Source organism: Streptomyces hirsutus (genome assembly GCF_001418415.1).
GTDB lineage: Bacteria > Actinomycetota > Actinomycetes > Streptomycetales > Streptomycetaceae > Streptomyces > Streptomyces hirsutus.
This window is the reverse complement of record NZ_LIQT01000050.1, coordinates 1-17,144: the sequence shown is the minus strand read 5'-3', so window position 1 is coordinate 17,144 and position 17,144 is coordinate 1. Positions and strand designations below refer to the sequence as shown.

Below are 17,144 nucleotides of genomic sequence, written 5' to 3'. Positions count from 1 at the left end.
CATCTCCTACATTTCCCCGCAAAACGAACCCATGGGTACTCCCACCTGGCCCGGCATGTTCCTGTCCGCCTACCAGGAAGCCGATGTGATCCAGGAGATCGGCAAGGCGTTCGAAGCCAACGGAACCTCCACGAAGATCCTGGCTTGGGACCACAACTGGGACGTGCCCTCGTATCCCGAGACGATCTTCAGCGACCCCGCAGCCCCCAAGTACACCGTGGGAACCGGGTGGCACATCTACAGCGGCAACCCGAACTACCAGACAGTGAGTGTTTTCAGCGTGGCCACTGATCGAGTGACGGCGGTGACGCGGGCCGGGGTGCGCAACAGACAGGGCCCCCGTGCCGTTGAGGGAGGTGTTCGAAGTCTCAACCCAGCAGCACAGGAGCCCTGTTGGTTCCCTATCCTGCCGCACTCGACCTTCCGCACGCCCTGGTCGAGTGGGTCACGATGCTCATCGTCACCCGTGAGGGTGACCGGCGGTGCAAACTGCCGCCGCACCGGCGTGCGCTCGTCGCGCTCGTGTACCTGCGCCGCCACGACACCCTCACGGGGATCGCCGCAGCCTTCGGGATATCCGTCGGCACAGCACACGCCTACGTCACCACTGTCACCAGCCTGCTCGCCGACCGTGCCCCGGGTCTGCTGAAGACACTGCGCGAGCACGACCCCGACTTCGTCCTCCTCGACGGGACCCTCGCCGAGTGCGACCGCGTCGGCGACAGCCGCGCCGACTACTCCGCCAAGCACCGTCGGCACGGCGTGAACGTCCAGGTGGTCACCGACCCGGCCGGCAAGGTGTTGTGGATCTCGCCGGCCCTGCCGGGCCGCACGCACGACCTGACCGCGGCCCGCACCCACCGCATCATCCGGATCTGCGAACGCCAGGGCGTCCCCGTCCTGGCCGACCGCGCCTACACCGGCGCCGGCCCCTGGGTCACCACCGCGCTGAAACGGCCACCCGGCGGAGAACTCACCCCCACCCAGCGGACCGTCAACCGCGCACTCGCCCAAGCCAGAGCACCCGTCGAACGCGGCATGGCGCGGCTCAAGTCCTGGCAGATCTTCCGCAGATCCCGCATCAGCCCCAACCGCATGACCGTCATCGCCAAAGCCGTCCTCACCCTGGAGCGGCAACGCTGAAAACGCTCAGTGAATCCTCGTGCCCGCCAAGTGATCGAGAAAGTCCTCCACCACGGTCGGTGTCACCGCATTCAGCTTCCGTGATCCGATCACCGGGTTGATCTGTGCCCTGAAGTGGCTCGCCAGGTTTTTCGCGGTCGAGTAATCGGTCATCTGGCGCTGCCGGGGCAACCACGTCTGGGCGTACTCCTCTACCGTCTGCTGCCCCAGTTCCCGTCGCGCCTCCGCCACCGAGGGAGACATCTTCTTCCGGTCGGCGTACAGCTCCGTCAGCCGTTCGACCGCCGCGTCCTGGGTCCGATACCCGGTTTCCTCTCGCTGTCTTCCCCGAGCGTGGCGAAACCGGATGGTGTAGGCGTGCGGGCACTGGATGGGCCTGGAGCAGTCACAGGGCTTGAAGAAGGAGCCCATGCCACGAGCGTGCAGACGTCAGCAAGGCAGTACCTCCCGCTCGCCGCTTGCTGGCTACTTGCTGACCCAGGGCTGGGCAATCATGCCTGTGACCTGCACTGATGCCCACCCTTAAGATCTTCGGCAACGTCATCGAGAACCCACCAAAGCCTTCGGCGACACCGCTTCCAGGCACGAAGGCCGTGCAGCAGCCTGCGCGGTGAGCCCGGCGCTGACCTGACCCTATGAGGGCCGGGCCCCCTTCCCTATCTTCCTGCCGCTGCGGCTGCCGGCCCGGACCGTGCTGGGCCTGTGGTTCGCACTGCAGGCGGCGTACTCGTCCGGCGCGGGCGTCACCGCCGCCGGGACGGCGGCCTACATGGCCCACGTGATCGGCTTCATCGTGGGCATGCTGCTCGCCTGGCCCCTCAAGCCGGGCACTCCCCCACCGCCCGAACCGGACGGCATCCTCTTCGGACGGCAGGCGCGACGGCCCTGGTAGGGCCACACGCCAGCGGCCGACGGTACGGCACGCGCGCCGTACCGTCGGCTCCCTGGTAGCCCTTGTCGGCCCAGCAACGGATGCCGGCCTCGGCCAGGGCGTCGATGACGCCGTGGGTACGGCCGTGCGGGCGTCGTGGACCGCGCCGGACAAAGCCGGCGAGGCCCACAGCAGGTTGCCGAATGGGTCGGCGAGGACCTGCACGTTCATCCCGTGCTTCTGGTGCTTTCCGGGGTAGTACGGCCGGTCAGTGGCGATGCGGTAGCCAGCCGGTGGGATGGCGCGCGGGAAGGTTCTGGACGAAGCCGCCCCGTTGCTGCCACCGCGCGCCCATCACGGCCCGACTCAGACGGCTTCCAGGACGCTGACGTAGTTGGCCACTGCCAGACCGCCCATGTTGTGTACAGCGGCGCGCCGGGCGCCGGGCAGCTGCATGCCGCCTGCGGCGCCGGACAGTTGCATAGCTGCGAGGGCGATCTGGGAGACCCCGGTGGCCCCGACGGGATGGCCCTTGGCCTTGAGACCTCCGGAGAGGTTGACCGGCAGCTTGCCTCCCCGGTACACCCAACCCTCCTCGACCGCTCGGCGGCCCGCACCCCGCTCGGTCAGGCCAATGACCTCGTAGAGCACGAGCTCGGCGATGGTGAAGCAGTCGTGCACCTCGGCGAAGTCGAGGTCGTCCAGGGATACGCCGGCCATCGCCGTGGCCCGCTGCCAGGCGGTGACGCTTCCGGCGAAGGCCACCGGATCGCGTTTGCCGGCGGGCAGGAAGTCGTTGGCCTGGCCGAAGCCGACAAGTCGGACCGGAATTGTTGCGGCGGACAGCGACGAGGCGGTGGTGGTGAGTACCAGGGCTGCGGCGCCGTCGGATATGGGCGAGCAGTCGGTGCGGCGTAGCGGTGCGGCCACCACGGGGTTGCGGTCGGAGACGGTCTGGCAGAAGTCCTCGCCGAGGTCCTTGCGGAGTTGGGCGTATGGGTTGAGCATGCCGTTGCGGTGGTTCTTGGCCGCTATGGATCCAAGGACGTCACCGACCGCGCCGTATCGCTTCTCGTAGTGGTTGGCCACGTCGGCGAAGAGTCCGGCGAACCCTGTCGTGGAGTGCTGCCCGGCCATTTCGTAGTCGGCCCCCAGGAGGGCCGCGCCGACCACGTCGGCTGTCGCGTGGGTCATCTTCTCGGCGCCGATGACCAGTACGGTGCGCGCGGTCCCGGCCAGCAGGGACTTGACGCCCTGGTGGAACGCGGCGGAGCCTGAGGCGCAGGCGTTCTCCACCCGGGTGGCCGGGACGCCCGCCAGCTCGTCGGAGGCCTGGAGCGCTAGGGACGAGGCGAAACCGAGCGGGACCATACCGGAGTTGAACTGGCCCAGAAAGACCTCGTCGATCTGGCCGGGTTCCACACCGGCGTTGCGGATGGCCTCCGCGGCCACCTGGACGATCAGGGATTCAAGGGTCTCGTCGGAGTGCTTGCCGAACCTGGAGTGCCCCCATCCGGTGATCAGTACGTCCTTGCCGAACTGTTCTGTCAGGCTCATGCCGCCAACGTCTCCTCGACCTCGTCACTCACATCGAATTCGGCGTCGGTGTGGTCCCGAAGCTCGCGCATCGTGACGCCGGGGGCAATGCGCCGCAGCAACAGGCCGCGTTCGGTCACGTCGAAAACGGCACGGTCGCTGATGATCCGGTCCACCACCTTGCGGCCCGTCAAGGGAAGGGTGCACTCCTTGACGATCTTGGGAGTGCCGTCCTTGGCGACGTGGTCAGTGAGCACCACCACGCGGGGGGTTCCGGCGACCAGGTCCATGGCTCCTCCCATCCCCTTGACCAGCTTCCCCGGGATGCTCCAGTTGGCGAGGTCACCGGAACCGGAGACCTGCAGGGCGCCGAGGACGGCGATCTTCACGTGGCCGCCCCGGATCATGGCGAACGACTCCGAGGAATCGAAGATGCTTCCGCCGGGCAGGATGGTGACGGTCTGCTTGCCGGCGTTGATCAGGTCGGCGTCCTCGTCGCCGTCGTAGGGGAAAGGTCCCATGCCCAGCAGGCCGTTCTCGCTGTGCAGGGTCACTCGCACCCCCTCGGGCAGGTTGTTGGCCACCAGAGTGGGGATACCGATGCCCAGGTTGACGTAGTCGCCGTCGTTGAGCTCACTGGCCGCGATCGCGGCCATCTCGGCGCGGGTCCATGGCATGGTGTGCTGCTCCTTCGTCCTTCTTTACTTGGCTGCGGCCGCCGCCATCGGCCGGGGCCTGACGGTGCGCTGCTCGATATCCTTGAGCCGGTCGTCCGCCCGCACGACACGCTGGACGTAGACCCCGGGGGTCACGATGTGGTTCGGGTCGATCGCACCGGTGTCGACGACCTGCTCCACCTCGGCGATGGTCGTCCTTCCGGCGGTGGCCACGACGGGGTTGAAGTTCCGGGCGGTCCAGCGGTAGACGAGGTTGCCGTCCGTGTCGGACAGGTGCGCCCTGACCAGAGAGACGTCGGCGACGATGGAGCGCTCCTGGACGTAGGTTTCGCCGTCGAACTCGGCGTGCGGTTTCCCTTCAGCCACGAGTGTCCCTACACCGGTCTTGGTGTAAAAGGCGGGAATGCCGGCGCCCCCGGCGCGCAGACGCTCGGCAAGCGTCCCTTGCGGATTGAACTCGACCTCCAGCTTCCCGGAGAGGAACTGAGCGGCGAAGAGTTTGTTCTCGCCCACGTACGAGGCCACGACCTTGGCGACCTGCCCGGCTTCGATCAGAACGCCCAGGCCCTTGCCGTCGACACCCATGTTGTTCGAGACGATCGTCAGGTTCTTGACTCCGGAGCCCCGGACGGCGTCGACCAGATCGACGGGAACTCCGCTGAGCCCGAACCCGCCCACTGCCAACGTCATTCCGTCGTGCAGCACGTCCTGGAGCGCTTCCGCGGCGCTCGTCCAGAGTTTTGACATGATGTTTCCCATCCTTCGAGGGGCGCGGCGAGGCCGCGCATGAAGCATCTGGTCTTGGCATGCAGCAACTACGGCCCCGGCGGGGGCCGACAGGCCCGACGCCGTTAGCGTCAGCTGTTGGCGGGAGGGAGGACTCGGCCCGTGCACTCCCCGAGCGCGATGACGCTGCCGTCGGGGCCGGGGGCGGTGGCCCGCATGCTGACCTCGTCGCCGTCCCGGAGGAAGGTGAACTCGCTGCCGTCCTTGAGGGTGAGCGGCTCCGAGCCTCCCCAGCAGATCTCCAGGAACGATCCGCGCTGGTTGCGCTCCGGCCCGGAGACGGTGCCGCCGGCGAAGAAGTCGCCCGCGCGCAGGCCCGCCCCGTTGACGGTCATGTGGGCCAGCATCTGGGCGGCGGTCCAGTACGTCTCGGCGAAGGGTGCCACCGAGATCACCTCACCGTTGAGCGAGATCTCGATCTGCAGATCGAAGCACCACGGGTCGGCATCGCTGTCGTCGAGGTACGAGGCGAGCGGGGTGTCCCGGGGCGGCGGCGCGACACGGGATCCCGCCAGGGCGGCGAGCGGGGTGACCCACGGCGAGATGGTGGTGCAGAAGGACTTGCCGAGGTTGGGGCCGAGAGGAACGTACTCAAAGCTCTGGATGTCCCGCGCCGACCAGTCGTTGGCGAGGGTGAGGCCGAAGACGTGCTGTTCGGCCTCGTGGAGCGGTACTCGGCCCTGCGGCACCGGGGAGCCGAGCACGAAGCCGACCTCGGCCTCGATGTCAAGGCGCCGGCTGGGGCCGAAGCTGGGCGGCCCCTCGGGCTCGGGCCGCATCCCTTGCGGACGGGGGAAGTCCGTCCCACTGGGGACGATGGTGCCGGCGCGGCCGTGATAGCCGATCGGCAGGTGCTTCCAGTTCGCGGTGAGCGGCTCCATGTGCGGGCGGAAGATCTTGCCGACGTTGCGGGCGTGGAACTCGTTGCCGTAGAAATCCACGTAGTCGGCGACGGTGAACGGCAGGCCGAGCGTCACGTCGCTCAGGGGCACCGCCGTCGTGAGAATCGCGTCGGTACGGGCGGGGTCCAGGAACGCTGCCTGCAGCGCGCCGCGCACCTCGTCCCACACCGCCTTGGAGCAAGCCAGCAGCCCGTCCAGGGAGGGGGAGTCGGCGGCTTCCCGGGCAGCGGCGCTGACGTTCCCTCCGGCGAGGTCGAGCACGGCCGCCACATCGAGGACGTGATCTCCGAGCCGTACGCCGAGCCGAGGTGCCGCGTCCCCTGCCGTGAACGATCCGTAGGGAAGGTGCTCGACGCCGTTGCCGACGGTGCCCAGTGCCGCGGCGGCGCTGGTGGGGGACGGGGTGCTCATGCGGTGCCTCCATCAGGGGCGGGGAGAAGGGCTGGGTCCAGAAGGCCGAGATCGATGAGGGATTCGACCGGCTCGAGAATGCTGCAGGTGCCGAAGGACTCGAACGTGCCGCGCCATCCGGCGCCGGCCTCCAGGTAGGCGCGGCGGACCTCGCCACGGTCCTTGAGGGACAGCATCCGTACGACCTCTGCCAGGGGCGCGCCCTGCTGCGCTGCGGCGGTAGCGAGGGCGATGTTGAGGAAGCCGTGATGCGGATAGCCCGTTTCCAGCCCGACGTACCGGATGGCCCTGTGCAGTCCGGCCGTCAGCTTGTACGGCACCCGAGCCGCGACGGCCGCGTCGATGACCGCGGCGAGCTGCTCGGCAGTGGGGAACAGCGCGGCGTCGAGGCCACCGGTCCGGAACTTCAGCCGGGCCGGTGTTCCGCCGAGGGCCGCGACCCCTCCCTCTCCGACAGCGTCACCGGAGAGCTCGACATGCACGGTGTAGGGGGACGTCGCCGCCAGGTCCACCGCCGCACGCAGTTGCTCAGGCCATCGCTCGTCGGTCTTCACCTCCAGGCCGCAGACCACGAGCCCTTCCGGGGGGTCGTCGGCGATGCGGCGCGCCGTGTCCAGTGCGCCGGGGGCCACGACCAGTCCGGTCCGAAGCGGTTCACTTCCGAGGTCGTGGCCGAGCTCGGTGCTCGTGGCCCGGGCGATTCGTGCGGCCTCGGGGACCCGGTCGACCGTCAGCAGGAGCGGTCCGACCAGCGGAAGGAGGGGCGTGGAACGGCGGGCCAGGTGCGCGCGTACGGCGTCCGGCAGGGTGGCGGATCCCGGCGGGAAGATCGCGGCGTCGTCGAAGAAGCCGGTGAATGCCGGGGCGGTCGTCGTCACGCGAGCCACCGCCCGCCGCTCCAGGACGACGCGTAGGCCTTGTCCTCGGTCGCGAGGCCGGCCTCGCCCAGCTGCAGCGGCCGGAAGGTGTCGACCATGACGCCGGTTTCGTCGAAGTAGTCCTTGCCGAGGCTGGCCTCGATCGCGCCGGGCTGTGGCCCGTGGGGGTGGCCGCCCGGGTGGAAGGAGATCGAGCCGAGTCCGATGGCGGAGCCCTTGCGGGCCTCGTAGTCGCCTCCGACGTAGAACATGACCTCGTCGGAGTCGACGTTGGAGTGGTAGTAGGGCACCGGCACCGACTTCTCGTGGTAGTCCACCTTGCGCGGCACGAAGTTGCAGATCACGAAGTTCTTGCCCTCGAAGACCTGGTGGACCGGCGGCGGCTGGTGCACCTTTCCGGTGATCGGCATGAAGTCGGCGATGTTGAACGTGTAGGGGTAGAGGCAGCCGTCCCAGCCCACGACGTCGAACGGATGGTGGGGCAGCGTGTGGATGGTGCCGGTGACCCCCGCCGGGCTCCGGTGCTTGATGTAGACGTCGACGTCCGTCTCTTCGACGTGCAGCGGCTCGGACGGGCCCACCAGGTCGCGCTCGCAGTACGGAGCGTGCTCGAGCAGCTGCCCGTACTGCGACAGGTAGCGCTTGGGCGGCGCGATGTGGCTGTTCGCCTCGATGGCGTAGAGCCGGACCTCCCGGCTTTCCTCCACGACCCATCGGTGCGTGGTGGCGCGGGGGATGACGACGTAGTCGCCCTGGCGTGCCGGCAGGGCACCGAAGACGGTCTCGACGACGGCCTCGCCGGCCTCCACGTAGACGCACTCGTCGCCGAGCGCGTTGCGGTAGAGCGGTGAGGTGCCGCCCGCGACGACGTAGGAGATGCGCACGTCCTCGTTACCCAGAACGAGACGACGCCCCCTGACGGCGTCGGTCTCGGCGAGGGTCGTGGCATCCGCGAGGTCGTGCAGCCTCAGGTGCCGGGGCAGCAAGGGAGCGTTGGGGGTGAGCGTCTGGTCGGGAAGCTCCCAGCGTCGGGCGCCCACGACCGCTGACGGGATATGACGGTGGTACAGGAGGGAGGAGTCGGAAGAGAAGCCTTCCTCACCCATGAGTTCCTCGTAGTACAGGTCCCCGGTGTCCGACCGGAACACGGTGTGCCGGACCGGCGGCACCTCGCCCAGTGAGCGGTAGTACGCCATCAGGCGCTCCTTGGTGATCGTCGAGCTGTGATGTGCCCCGATCCTGTGAAGGGGTCTCCTCGAGACGCAAAGCCGGCCCGGGCCCCTTGGACGCCTTGGTCGCGACGCCCTCTTCGAGCCGGTTTCCCGCTCTCCGAGCGGGTGAGGCGCGGAATGCCGCGTCGGCGAGAATCCCGATCCGGCCGGGCAAGATGCTTCCACGTTGACATGGAAATGAAATGTTCGGCGTGCCAGAGTCGACGTTGGGCCCTCGTGACCAGGGCCGCAGCGCTCATCGCTGCCGCAATGCCAGGAGAGGAGGCCGATTCCGTGAGGACACGTGACATCGGCGACGATCCCCGGACGCGCCGTGCACGGACCGGCGCCGCCTCGGTCTTCCCGGTGCCGGCCCAGCGGCTGGCAGTGGTCGACCTGGGGAACGAGCTGCACACCAGGCCCCACGTCGGGGCGATGTCCGAGAGACTGAACTGGAGCGTGCTGCACCTGCACGAGGCCGAGGAACTGGGCTGGGCGCTCACGGTCAACCGCCCGGCTGCCGTGCTCGTCATCATCCCCGCAGACCTGCCGCCCGACCCCACGACCGTCGCACGGGTGCGCCGGGCCACGCGTGCACCCATCGCCGTACTCGCCGACGTCACCGGGCCCCAGAGCGTCGCGCTGATCTCCGCCGGAGCGGACACCGTGCTGCCCACCAGCACCCGGGAGGAGGAGATGGGCGCTCGGGTACTGGCATTGGTGCGGCGGGCGGCCGAAGGCTCCGACGCGGGTGCCCGCTACCTTCTGTCCGGGCCGCTGCGCGTCGACCTGTGGCAGCGAGAAGCCACCCTCGACACCGAGCCGGTACGGCTGACCAACACGGAGTTCAAGCTGCTCGTCTGTCTGATGGAGGCCGGAGGACAGGTGGTCCCGGCCAGTCGTCTCACCTCCCGTGTGTGGGGGTGGGCCGGCGGTGACGACGGACTCAACACACTCCGTATCGGAGTCGGGCGTCTGCGGCGCAAGCTGGGCGACACCGTCCATGAGCCGCGCTTCGTCCTCTCGGTGCGAGGCTCCGGCTATCGGTTCGGTGGTCAGGTCACCGAAGTGGGGGCCCGGGAGGAGGAGCGGCGCACGTCCGAGACGGGCAGCGACCTGCTCCTGGCCGAGCGACTGGCCCGGCGTTGCGAGGAGCTCGCCAGCGCACCCGACGCCAGGTCCGCGGCGAGCCTGGTCGCCCGCTCCCTCGTCCAGGAAGGGACGGTCGATGCGATCGGCCTGCACCTGTTGGACGGTGATCGACTGCAGTTGGTCGCCCATCACGGGTTCAGCGCCGCCTGGCAGGAGGCTGCCCAGGAACTGCGTCTTGCCGACTCCGGATTCGCCGCCGTCCGCACGCTCACGGCGGAGGAACCGGTGCAGTTGCGCCGCTTCTCGACCAAGGCGGGGTATGCCCGCACGGCGGCGCTGGCTCACGTGGAGTTGCCCGGCACCTACCTCTTCGTCCCGCTGCGCAGCGGTTCCTCGGTGGTCGGGGCGATGGGCCTGCACCGTCACTCCTCCGAGCCCTTCGGCCCGTTGAGCATCACCTACCTCAAGGCGGTGGCGGCTCTGTGCGGTGTGTGCCTGAGCGCACGCCGGCGTACCACTTCCACCTGATACCGGCTCACCCTTCCCGATCCGCCCTTGCCGGAGAGCCGGCGAGGCCGAGATCCCACCTGGCCGCACCCGGGCGCGGTCGTGGGCTCTGCGATGCTGGGCACATGATGCCCCAGAAGCCGGAGCCCGACGTCACCGACCTGGACTTCCAGTCCTTCGCCGAGTACGCCCACGGGCGCACCAGCGAGCTCGTCGACGACGCCGATCTCGAGGCCGCATCCCTGGTGCTCACTCTCCACCGCGCGGCGGGCACAGTCGTCTACGACCTGGAGTCGACCGTCCACCGGCCCGCCGGGTGGAGCTGGTCGGGCTTCCGCCTGCTGTACGTGCTCTGGGTCTCGGGGCCGCTCGAAGCCCGGCACGCGGCCCGCCTCTCCGGCATGAGCCGGCAGAGCACCTCGACGCTGTCCAAGACCCTCGAACGCCATGGACTGCTCACCCGTGCCCCTCTGCCCGACGACGGCCGGTTGATCACCTATGCGCTCACCGCCGAGGGCGAACAGCGGGTTCGAGAGGTCTACCGCGCCCACAACGACCGCGAACGGCTGTGGTCGCGGCTCCTGACTCCCGAGGAGCGTGCCGCGGTCGTGAGCGCTCTCGGCAAGCTGCTCGCAGCCGCCGACGACCTCGAAGTACGTCGCCGCGCCGACTGACCCGCCCTGCCGCGACCCGTCCCGGTGACGGGCGCCGGCGAAAAGCTCTCCGAAGCCCCTTGCCGGACGTGACGCTTCCCCCTACGGTCTTCCCATCCAAGGTCATAAAAGGTTTTACGACCTTCCGGACCTCATGACCTCTACGTGATGGAGCCGCCATGTCCAAGCCGTTCGCTTCCACCGGTGAGACCAGGGTCAAGCAGCAGACCCTGGAGGTACTGGCCGACGGCGTCTACGCCGTCACCGCCGAGGGCGATCCCAACTTCGGCGCGGTCGAGGGAGAGGACTTCCTCGTCTGCTTCGAGGCACTCGCCACACCGACCGTCGCCCGCAGGACCCTGGCGATGGTGCGGGAGCACACCGACAAGCCGGTGCGCCACCTGGTCCTGTCGCACTACCACGCGGCCCGCGTCCTCGGAGCGAGCGCCTTCGAGCCCGACGTGATCATCGCCCACGCCCAGACTAAGGCGTTGATCGAGGAGCGCGGCAAGCAGGACTGGGACTCCGAGCAGGGGCGTTTCCCGGTGCTCTTCGAGGACCCCGACTCCGTCCCCGGACTCACCCGGCCGGATGTCACCTTCACCGACGGGCTGTCCATCGACCTCGGCGGCGACCGGGGCGAGCTGCAACTCCTCTTCCTCGGCCGGGGGCACACGTCCGGTGACATCGTCGCCTGGCTCCCGCGCCACAAGGTGCTGTTCGCGGGCGACCTGGTCGAGACCCAGGCCGCGCTGTACACCGGTGACGCCTACCACCGGGAATGGGCCACCGAGACCCTCGACCGGGTCGCGGCCCTGGGCGCCGAGGTGCTGGTGGGCGGCCGGGGCGTCATCGCCCGAGGCCGGGACGAGGTCTCCGCGGCGATCGCCCAGACGCGAGGCTTCCTCACCACGTTGATCAACACCGTTCAGAGCGTGCACGCCCGGGGAGGCGACCTCAGGGAGGCCTTCGAAGCCGCCCACGGCGCACTCGAGCCGCAGTACGGCAGCTGGCCGATCTTCGAGCACTGCCTGCCCTTCGACGTCGCCCGGCTCTGGGAGGAGCTCTCCGGTGGCGAGCACCCGAGCGTCTGGACAGCGGAGCGCGACCGTCAGGTCTGGGCCCAGCTGCAGCACTGAGGACGGGACGACACCATGACCACCACCGACAGAAACCGGATCGACGCCCCCGTCGTCGTCGTCGGCAACGGCCCGGTCGGCCAGACCGCCGCCCTGCTCCTGGCCCACTGGGGTCTGTCCACCATCGTGTTGGACCAGCGTCCCGAGCGCGATCCGGTCGGCTCCAAGGCGATCGCCCAGCAGCGCGACATCCTCGACATCTGGGACACCCTCGACGGAGCCGGACGGCAGATCGCGCAGGAGGGCCTGACCTGGAGCCGTGCTCGCACGTTCTACCGTGAGCACGAACTCTTCTGCACCGAGTACACCGACGACGGCAGCGTCTTTCCGCCGTTCGTCAACCTCTCCCAGACCCGCACCGAGCAGGTGCTCGACGAGCGCATGGCCAACCAGCCGCTCGTCGAGGCGCGTTGGGGGCATCGGGTCACCGACCTGATCCAGCATCAGGATCACGTCGAGCTGCTCTGTGAGACCGCCGACGGGAACGTCACGGTCCGCGCGGCCTACGTGCTGGCCTGCGTGGGCGCTAGAGGGCATGGCCTGCGCGAGCGCCTCGGAGTGGAGTTCGGCGGCCGTACGTTCGGCGACCAGTTCCTCATCTGCGACATCCAAGCCGATCTGCCCGGCTGGGAACGGGAGCGGCGCTTCTACTTCGACCCGGAGTGGAACCCCGGGCGCCAGGTGCTGATCCACCCCTGCCCCGATTCGACGTACCGGATCGACTGGCAGGTGCCCGAAGAGTTCGACATGGCGGCCGAGGAGAGCGACGGCCGGCTCGACCGCCGGATCCGGGCTGTGATCGGCGACCATGCGTATCGGATCGTCTGGAAGTCGGTCTACCGGTTCCACTCCCGGGTCGCCGACCGGTTCCGGGTGGGTCGGGTGCTCCTGGTGGGCGACGCCGCCCATCTGGTCTCCCCGTTCGGCGGCCGGGGCCTGAACTCAGGGGTGCAGGACGCCGAGAACGCCGCGTGGAAGGTCGCCGCGGTCCTGCACGGCATGGCTGGGGAGGGCCTGCTGGACAGCTATCACCACGAGCGGCACGCCGCGGCCCTGGAGAACCTCGCGATCACGGGAGCCACGATGGAGTTCCTGGTGCCCCAGACCCCCACGGAACAGGCCCGGCGGCTCGACGTGCTGGAGCGTGCCGTGGCCGAACCGGCCGCCCGGGCGCAGGTGGACTCGGGGCGGCTGGCAGAGCCGTTCTGGTACGTCGACTCGCCACTGACCACCACCGACCCGGCGCGCCCCTTCGCCGGTCGCCCGCCGAAGGGATCCGTGCCGGCACCCGGACCTGGCGTACTGGTACCTGACATCCCGGTCACCGATCCCGCCACGGCCAGGGCTACGCGCCTGCGACTGCTGGCGCGCAGGCGTTTCACGGTGGTCACCGGCGACGAGGTGAACGCCGCCGCGCTGCACCGGGAGCTGCTCGACCTGGGCCGTGCCGTGCCCGTGCACCGCAGCGCGGACCTGGCCGAGGGCGGCGCCGCGAGGCTGGGCATCAAGCCCGACGAGGTGTGGGTGATCCGCCCCGACGCCCACCTGGCCGCCACACTCACCGATCCCACCGCAGTCGAGGTGAACGCCGCCCTCACCCGGGGCCTCGGAGCCGCTGTCACCGCGTTTCCGCAGCCGCCCCGGCCGGACATCCTCCCGGGCCTGACACCGAGCTGTTGAACGCCATAAGGACGACGCAAAACAAGAAGGAAGCCAAAGAAACTGATGAACTTCACTCACGAGACGCTGCCGCAGCGTGTCGTCTTCGCCGCCAGCTCGGCCGCAGAGGCCGTAGCGGCGGAGGTGGCGGCACTGAAATGCAACAGGGTCATGCTCATCGCCTCCGGGCGGGAAGCCGGCTTGGTCGACCCGATCGCGAAGAAGCTCCCGGTCGTGCTCCGGCACGAGGACGTCGTGATGCATGTGCCTGTCGAGGTAGCTGTCCGGGCACGCGAGGCCGCAGAGACCTCGGGAGCTGATGTCCTGGTGTCGGTTGGCGGCGGATCGACAACGGGCTTGGCGAAAGCGGTGGCCATGACAACCGGTCTGCCGATCATTGCCGTTCCCACGACGTACGCCGGGAGTGAGGCGACCAGCGTGTGGGGCCTGACCGAGGGTGAGACGAAGACCACCGGTGTGGACAACAAGGTTTTGCCGGCCTCGATCGTCTACGACGCCTCGCTGTTGACCAGCCTGCCGGGAAAGATGACTGTGGCCAGTGGGCTCAACGCAATGGCGCATTGTGTGGACTCGATGTGGGGGCCGCGGTCGGACCCGATCGATCGGGCGTTGGCGCAGGAGGGCATTCGCGGCCTGGCGGAGGGGCTGCCGGTGGTGGCAGCTGACCCGGCGAGCATGGCGGGGATCGAGCAGACGCTCTACGGCGCCTACCTGGCCGCGGTCGCCTTCGCCTCCGCGGGGTCGGGGATGCATCACAAGATCTGTCATGTGCTGGGTGGGATGTTCAACCTGCCGCACGCACAGACGCACGCTGTCGTACTCCCGTATGTCCTGGCCTTCAACTCACCCAACGCAGCTGACGCTGATGTCCGGATCGCGACCGCATTTGGGTCGCCGACCGCCACTGCGGGCCTCGCCGCGTTGCGCAAGACCCTCGACGCACCAAGGGCGCTCAAGGACTTCGGCATGCCGGAGAGCGGGATCGAGAAGGCGGTTGCGCCGCTCCTCAGAGCGATCCCGGTCAACAACCCGACTCCAGTCACTCACGAGAACGTCACCGCCCTTCTGCGGGCGGCTTGGGAAGGAAGCGAACCCGCATGAGCCCGACCGACGCCCGGAACCTTGCTGTCCAGCGGATCGAATACGCCGAGGCCGAACAACAGACCCCGTGCCGGCCAGTCAAAGCGCGCCAGGCGGAGATTGAGGAGGACGTACTTCAGCGCGTGATCCGCTCCTTCGACGGCTGTGCCGATCCGCGCCTGAAGCGAGTCATGGTTTCGCTGGTAGAGCACCTGCATGCGTTCCTGCGCGACGTGCGGTTGACCGAGGAGGAGTGGGGCGAAGCGATCAAGTTCCTCACCGCGGTCGGGCACATCACTGACGACAAGCGCCAGGAGTTCATTCTGCTCTCCGACACCTTGGGCGCCTCGATGCAGACCATCGCGATCAACAACGAGGCGTACAAGGACGCCACCGAGTCAACCGTGTGGGGCCCGTTCTTCGTCGAGGGTTCCCCGGAAATTCAGAACGGCGAGGACATGTCCTTCGGAGCCGCCGGCCAGCCGTGCTGGGTTGAGGGCACCGTCACCGACACCGAGGGCAACCGCCTCCCCGGCGCTCGGATCGAAGTGTGGGAGGCCGACGCGGACGGCCTGTATGACGTCCAGTATGCGGACGGCCGGGTCGCCGCCCGCGCCCACCTGTTCGCCGACGAGAACGGCGCCTATCGCTTCTGGGGCGGCACGCCGACGCCGTACCCGATCCCGTATGACGGCCCGGTGGGCAAGATGTTGCAGGCCGTCGGTCGCTCGCCGTACCGGGCGAGCCACCTCCACTTCATGGTCACCGCACCTGGGTGCCGCCGACTGGTCACCCACATCTTCGTCGCCGGTGACGATCTGCTCGACAAGGACAGCGTCTTTGGGGTCAAGGAGTCCCTCATCAAGGACTTCGTCGAGCAGTCGGCCGGCACGCCCACACCTGACGGACGGGTTGTCGAGGGCACCTGGACCCGCACCCGGTTCGACATCGTCCTTGCCCCCACTGGGTCGTGAACGCTCCTTCCCTCACCGAGGTCCGAATCGCCGAAGTCGCTCGTTGTGCCGCAATGGCCGCGGGCGACATCTATGCGCTGACAGACCTACTTCACGCCGGCCTGCGCTACAGACTCACCAGAGGCTTGTGGGACGCCAAAACCGAATGCCTTGTCAAGCTGAGCGATGGAATACCTCGACATGTCCTCGACGGAGGTCGGTGCCAGTTCGGTTGGCGACGTGGTGTTCCTGTGGGTCCACGTCAACGCTCGTGTCCCTGCACTGGTCGGCCAGCGTCCGATCTGCAACGCGTGCGTCACAGCGTGGATGAAGGATGTAGGCCGTTGTTTGAGCGCCTCGCGCCTCCAGGCCCTCGGCACACGAGGCACCCTTGATCCCGCGACACGACCACAAGCCCTTGCTATTCTACGATGTATGTCATACAAGCGTTGATGATCGGGCTCCGAGCGTTGGCGGAAGAGGTGAGCATTGCCAATGGCAACCATGGCAGGATTGCTGACAAGGACACCGCTACGCCGATTCAGCGTGATGGAAGACGCCAAGCTGGAGGCCCTCGAGGCGAGCGCCCCGGCTTGGCTCACCGAATGCAAGTTCAAGACGCCTCGCCGTCAACTTGCCGCCATCACGCGAGCGTCGCTTTCGGCGACCACGCTCGGACCAGTGAAGCTCGTCTACGCCCACACCGTCGGCAGCGAGTTGGCCGTCGATTTCACTCGGCAAGAGTCCAACTACGTCGTGAGCTTCGCGCTTGCAGGCACCAACCAGGTGACCGTAGCCAATGAGCAGGCGCTCTGCTCGGCCACGCGAGCGGTGATTCTGTCGCCGCAGATGGTCGCCGGCATGCACCTCAGCGACGGGTACGCGCAAGTGCACGTCGGCATCGAGCGTTTCGCCCTGGACCGGAACCTCGAGCGGATGCTCGACAGGCCGGTCACCAAGCCGATCCGGTTCCAGATAGACATGGACCTGACCCGACCCGCCCTCGCATCCTGGGTCAGGGGGGTCAAGGTGCTGCTGGAGGATTTGGATGAAGCCTCAGGCCTCAGCGCCGTAGGAGCAGAAGCCAACCCGTGGCCAGACTTCCTCATGACAGGGCTGCTGTTGGCCCAGCCGAACAACTACTCGGAGTGGCTCAACCAAGGACAGGTCAATGGATTTCGCCCCCAGTCACTGAAGCGCGCGGTCGAACTCATCGAGCAAGAGCCTGCCGGCGATCTGTCGTTGAGTCGGCTCTGCTCGGTGGCGGGGGTTAGCGCGCGGGCTCTGCAGCGACATTTCCGCGAGTACGTCGGTCTGTCGCCGCGAGAATACGTGCAACGGGTTCGGTTGGAGCATGCGCACAACGACCTGGCTGCGGGGGCGGGGAAGACGGTCGCCGAGATCGCTTACCGCTCGGGTTTCACCCACGTGCCTCGCTTCGCCGGCGCATACCGGGAGCGCTATGGCGTCCCGCCGTTGGTGACTCTGCGTGAGTCTGCGACCCGGTAGGACAGCCCCCGCGCATGCGCGGCAGTGCGTACTGAGCGGGTGAGTCGCATGGGGGACCGCGGAGCCGCTCTGCTGATCAGCAGGCAGCAAGTCGTAGGGACAAGACCGCAGGACCT

General features: G+C 68.2%; 15 protein-coding genes and 2 pseudogenes. 9 read left to right on the top strand and 8 right to left on the bottom strand.

Annotated features, from left to right (window positions below; all coding sequences use genetic code 11):
- Nucleotides 1-393 precede the first annotated feature (393 nt).
- Nucleotides 394-1,143: an IS5/IS1182 family transposase gene (locus AOK11_RS04410; protein WP_055592298.1), complete on the top strand. Its 750-nt coding sequence runs from the start codon at nucleotides 394-396 to the stop codon at nucleotides 1,141-1,143.
- A gap of 6 nt (nucleotides 1,144-1,149) precedes the next feature.
- On the opposite strand, the gene AOK11_RS04405 is transcribed toward AOK11_RS04410, so the two are convergent.
- Complete coding sequence (locus AOK11_RS04405) at nucleotides 1,150-1,554, bottom strand: tyrosine-type recombinase/integrase (RefSeq protein ID WP_055592297.1); 405 nt, start codon at nucleotides 1,552-1,554, stop codon at nucleotides 1,150-1,152.
- Between the two features lie 238 nt (nucleotides 1,555-1,792).
- Here AOK11_RS04405 and AOK11_RS04400 point away from each other — a divergent pair.
- Nucleotides 1,793-2,035 (top strand): annotated as a pseudogene (locus AOK11_RS04400) (rhomboid family intramembrane serine protease); the annotation flags it as partial.
- A 19-nt stretch (nucleotides 2,036-2,054) separates the two neighbouring features.
- On the opposite strand, the pseudogene AOK11_RS39120 reads toward AOK11_RS04400, so the two are convergent.
- From AOK11_RS39120 to AOK11_RS04370, 7 genes and pseudogenes are all read right to left on the bottom strand, one after another.
- A pseudogene (locus AOK11_RS39120) lies at nucleotides 2,055-2,296 on the bottom strand (transposase family protein); the annotation flags it as partial.
- 84 nt (nucleotides 2,297-2,380) lie between these two features.
- Nucleotides 2,381-3,571 (bottom strand): acetyl-CoA acetyltransferase, encoded by a 1,191-nt coding sequence (locus AOK11_RS04395; protein WP_055592295.1) that lies wholly within the window; start codon nucleotides 3,569-3,571, stop codon nucleotides 2,381-2,383.
- Nucleotides 3,568-4,227, bottom strand: a complete 660-nt coding sequence (locus tag AOK11_RS04390) for a CoA transferase subunit B (RefSeq protein WP_055592294.1) — start codon at nucleotides 4,225-4,227, stop codon at nucleotides 3,568-3,570. Before AOK11_RS04390 ends, AOK11_RS04395 begins: the two co-directional genes overlap by 4 nt.
- A 24-nt stretch (nucleotides 4,228-4,251) precedes the next feature.
- Entirely contained in the window at nucleotides 4,252-4,974 is a 723-nt protein-coding gene (locus AOK11_RS04385; protein ID WP_055592293.1) for a CoA transferase subunit A, read from the bottom strand.
- A gap of 110 nt (nucleotides 4,975-5,084) precedes the next feature.
- Nucleotides 5,085-6,326, bottom strand: coding sequence for a fumarylacetoacetate hydrolase family protein (locus AOK11_RS04380; RefSeq protein WP_055592292.1), 1,242 nt, complete (start codon nucleotides 6,324-6,326; stop codon nucleotides 5,085-5,087).
- Nucleotides 6,323-7,204 (bottom strand): hypothetical protein, encoded by an 882-nt coding sequence (locus AOK11_RS04375; protein ID WP_055592291.1) that lies wholly within the window; start codon nucleotides 7,202-7,204, stop codon nucleotides 6,323-6,325. The genes AOK11_RS04380 and AOK11_RS04375 overlap by 4 nt, the downstream gene beginning before the upstream one ends.
- Nucleotides 7,201-8,400, bottom strand: coding sequence for a homogentisate 1,2-dioxygenase (locus tag AOK11_RS04370; protein ID WP_055592290.1), 1,200 nt, complete (start codon nucleotides 8,398-8,400; stop codon nucleotides 7,201-7,203). Before AOK11_RS04370 ends, AOK11_RS04375 begins: the two co-directional genes overlap by 4 nt.
- A 309-nt stretch (nucleotides 8,401-8,709) precedes the next feature.
- Here AOK11_RS04370 and AOK11_RS04365 point away from each other — a divergent pair, with 309 nt between their 5' ends.
- From AOK11_RS04365 to AOK11_RS04335, 7 genes are all read left to right on the top strand, one after another.
- Nucleotides 8,710-10,035 carry a winged helix-turn-helix domain-containing protein gene (locus AOK11_RS04365; RefSeq protein ID WP_055592289.1) on the top strand — a complete coding sequence of 442 codons (1,326 nt, stop codon included), beginning with the start codon at nucleotides 8,710-8,712 and terminating at the stop codon, nucleotides 10,033-10,035.
- Nucleotides 10,036-10,139: 104 nt separating this feature from the next.
- Nucleotides 10,140-10,688 (top strand): MarR family winged helix-turn-helix transcriptional regulator, encoded by a 549-nt coding sequence (locus tag AOK11_RS04360; protein WP_206188775.1) that lies wholly within the window; start codon nucleotides 10,140-10,142, stop codon nucleotides 10,686-10,688.
- Nucleotides 10,689-10,846: 158 nt separating this feature from the next.
- Complete coding sequence (locus AOK11_RS04355) at nucleotides 10,847-11,806, top strand: MBL fold metallo-hydrolase (protein WP_055592288.1); 960 nt, start codon at nucleotides 10,847-10,849, stop codon at nucleotides 11,804-11,806.
- Nucleotides 11,807-11,821: 15 nt separating this feature from the next.
- Complete coding sequence (locus tag AOK11_RS04350; RefSeq protein WP_055592287.1) at nucleotides 11,822-13,486, top strand: FAD-dependent monooxygenase; 1,665 nt, start codon at nucleotides 11,822-11,824, stop codon at nucleotides 13,484-13,486.
- Between the two features lie 45 nt (nucleotides 13,487-13,531).
- On the top strand, nucleotides 13,532-14,587 hold the full coding sequence (locus tag AOK11_RS04345) for a maleylacetate reductase (protein WP_055592286.1): 1,056 nt from the start codon (nucleotides 13,532-13,534) through the stop codon (nucleotides 14,585-14,587).
- Nucleotides 14,584-15,540 (top strand): intradiol ring-cleavage dioxygenase, encoded by a 957-nt coding sequence (locus AOK11_RS04340; RefSeq protein ID WP_079034628.1) that lies wholly within the window; start codon nucleotides 14,584-14,586, stop codon nucleotides 15,538-15,540. Before AOK11_RS04345 ends, AOK11_RS04340 begins: the two co-directional genes overlap by 4 nt.
- Before the next feature lie 474 nt (nucleotides 15,541-16,014).
- Nucleotides 16,015-17,028, top strand: a complete 1,014-nt coding sequence (locus tag AOK11_RS04335) for an AraC family transcriptional regulator (RefSeq protein ID WP_079034627.1) — start codon at nucleotides 16,015-16,017, stop codon at nucleotides 17,026-17,028.
- Nucleotides 17,029-17,144 lie beyond the last annotated feature (116 nt).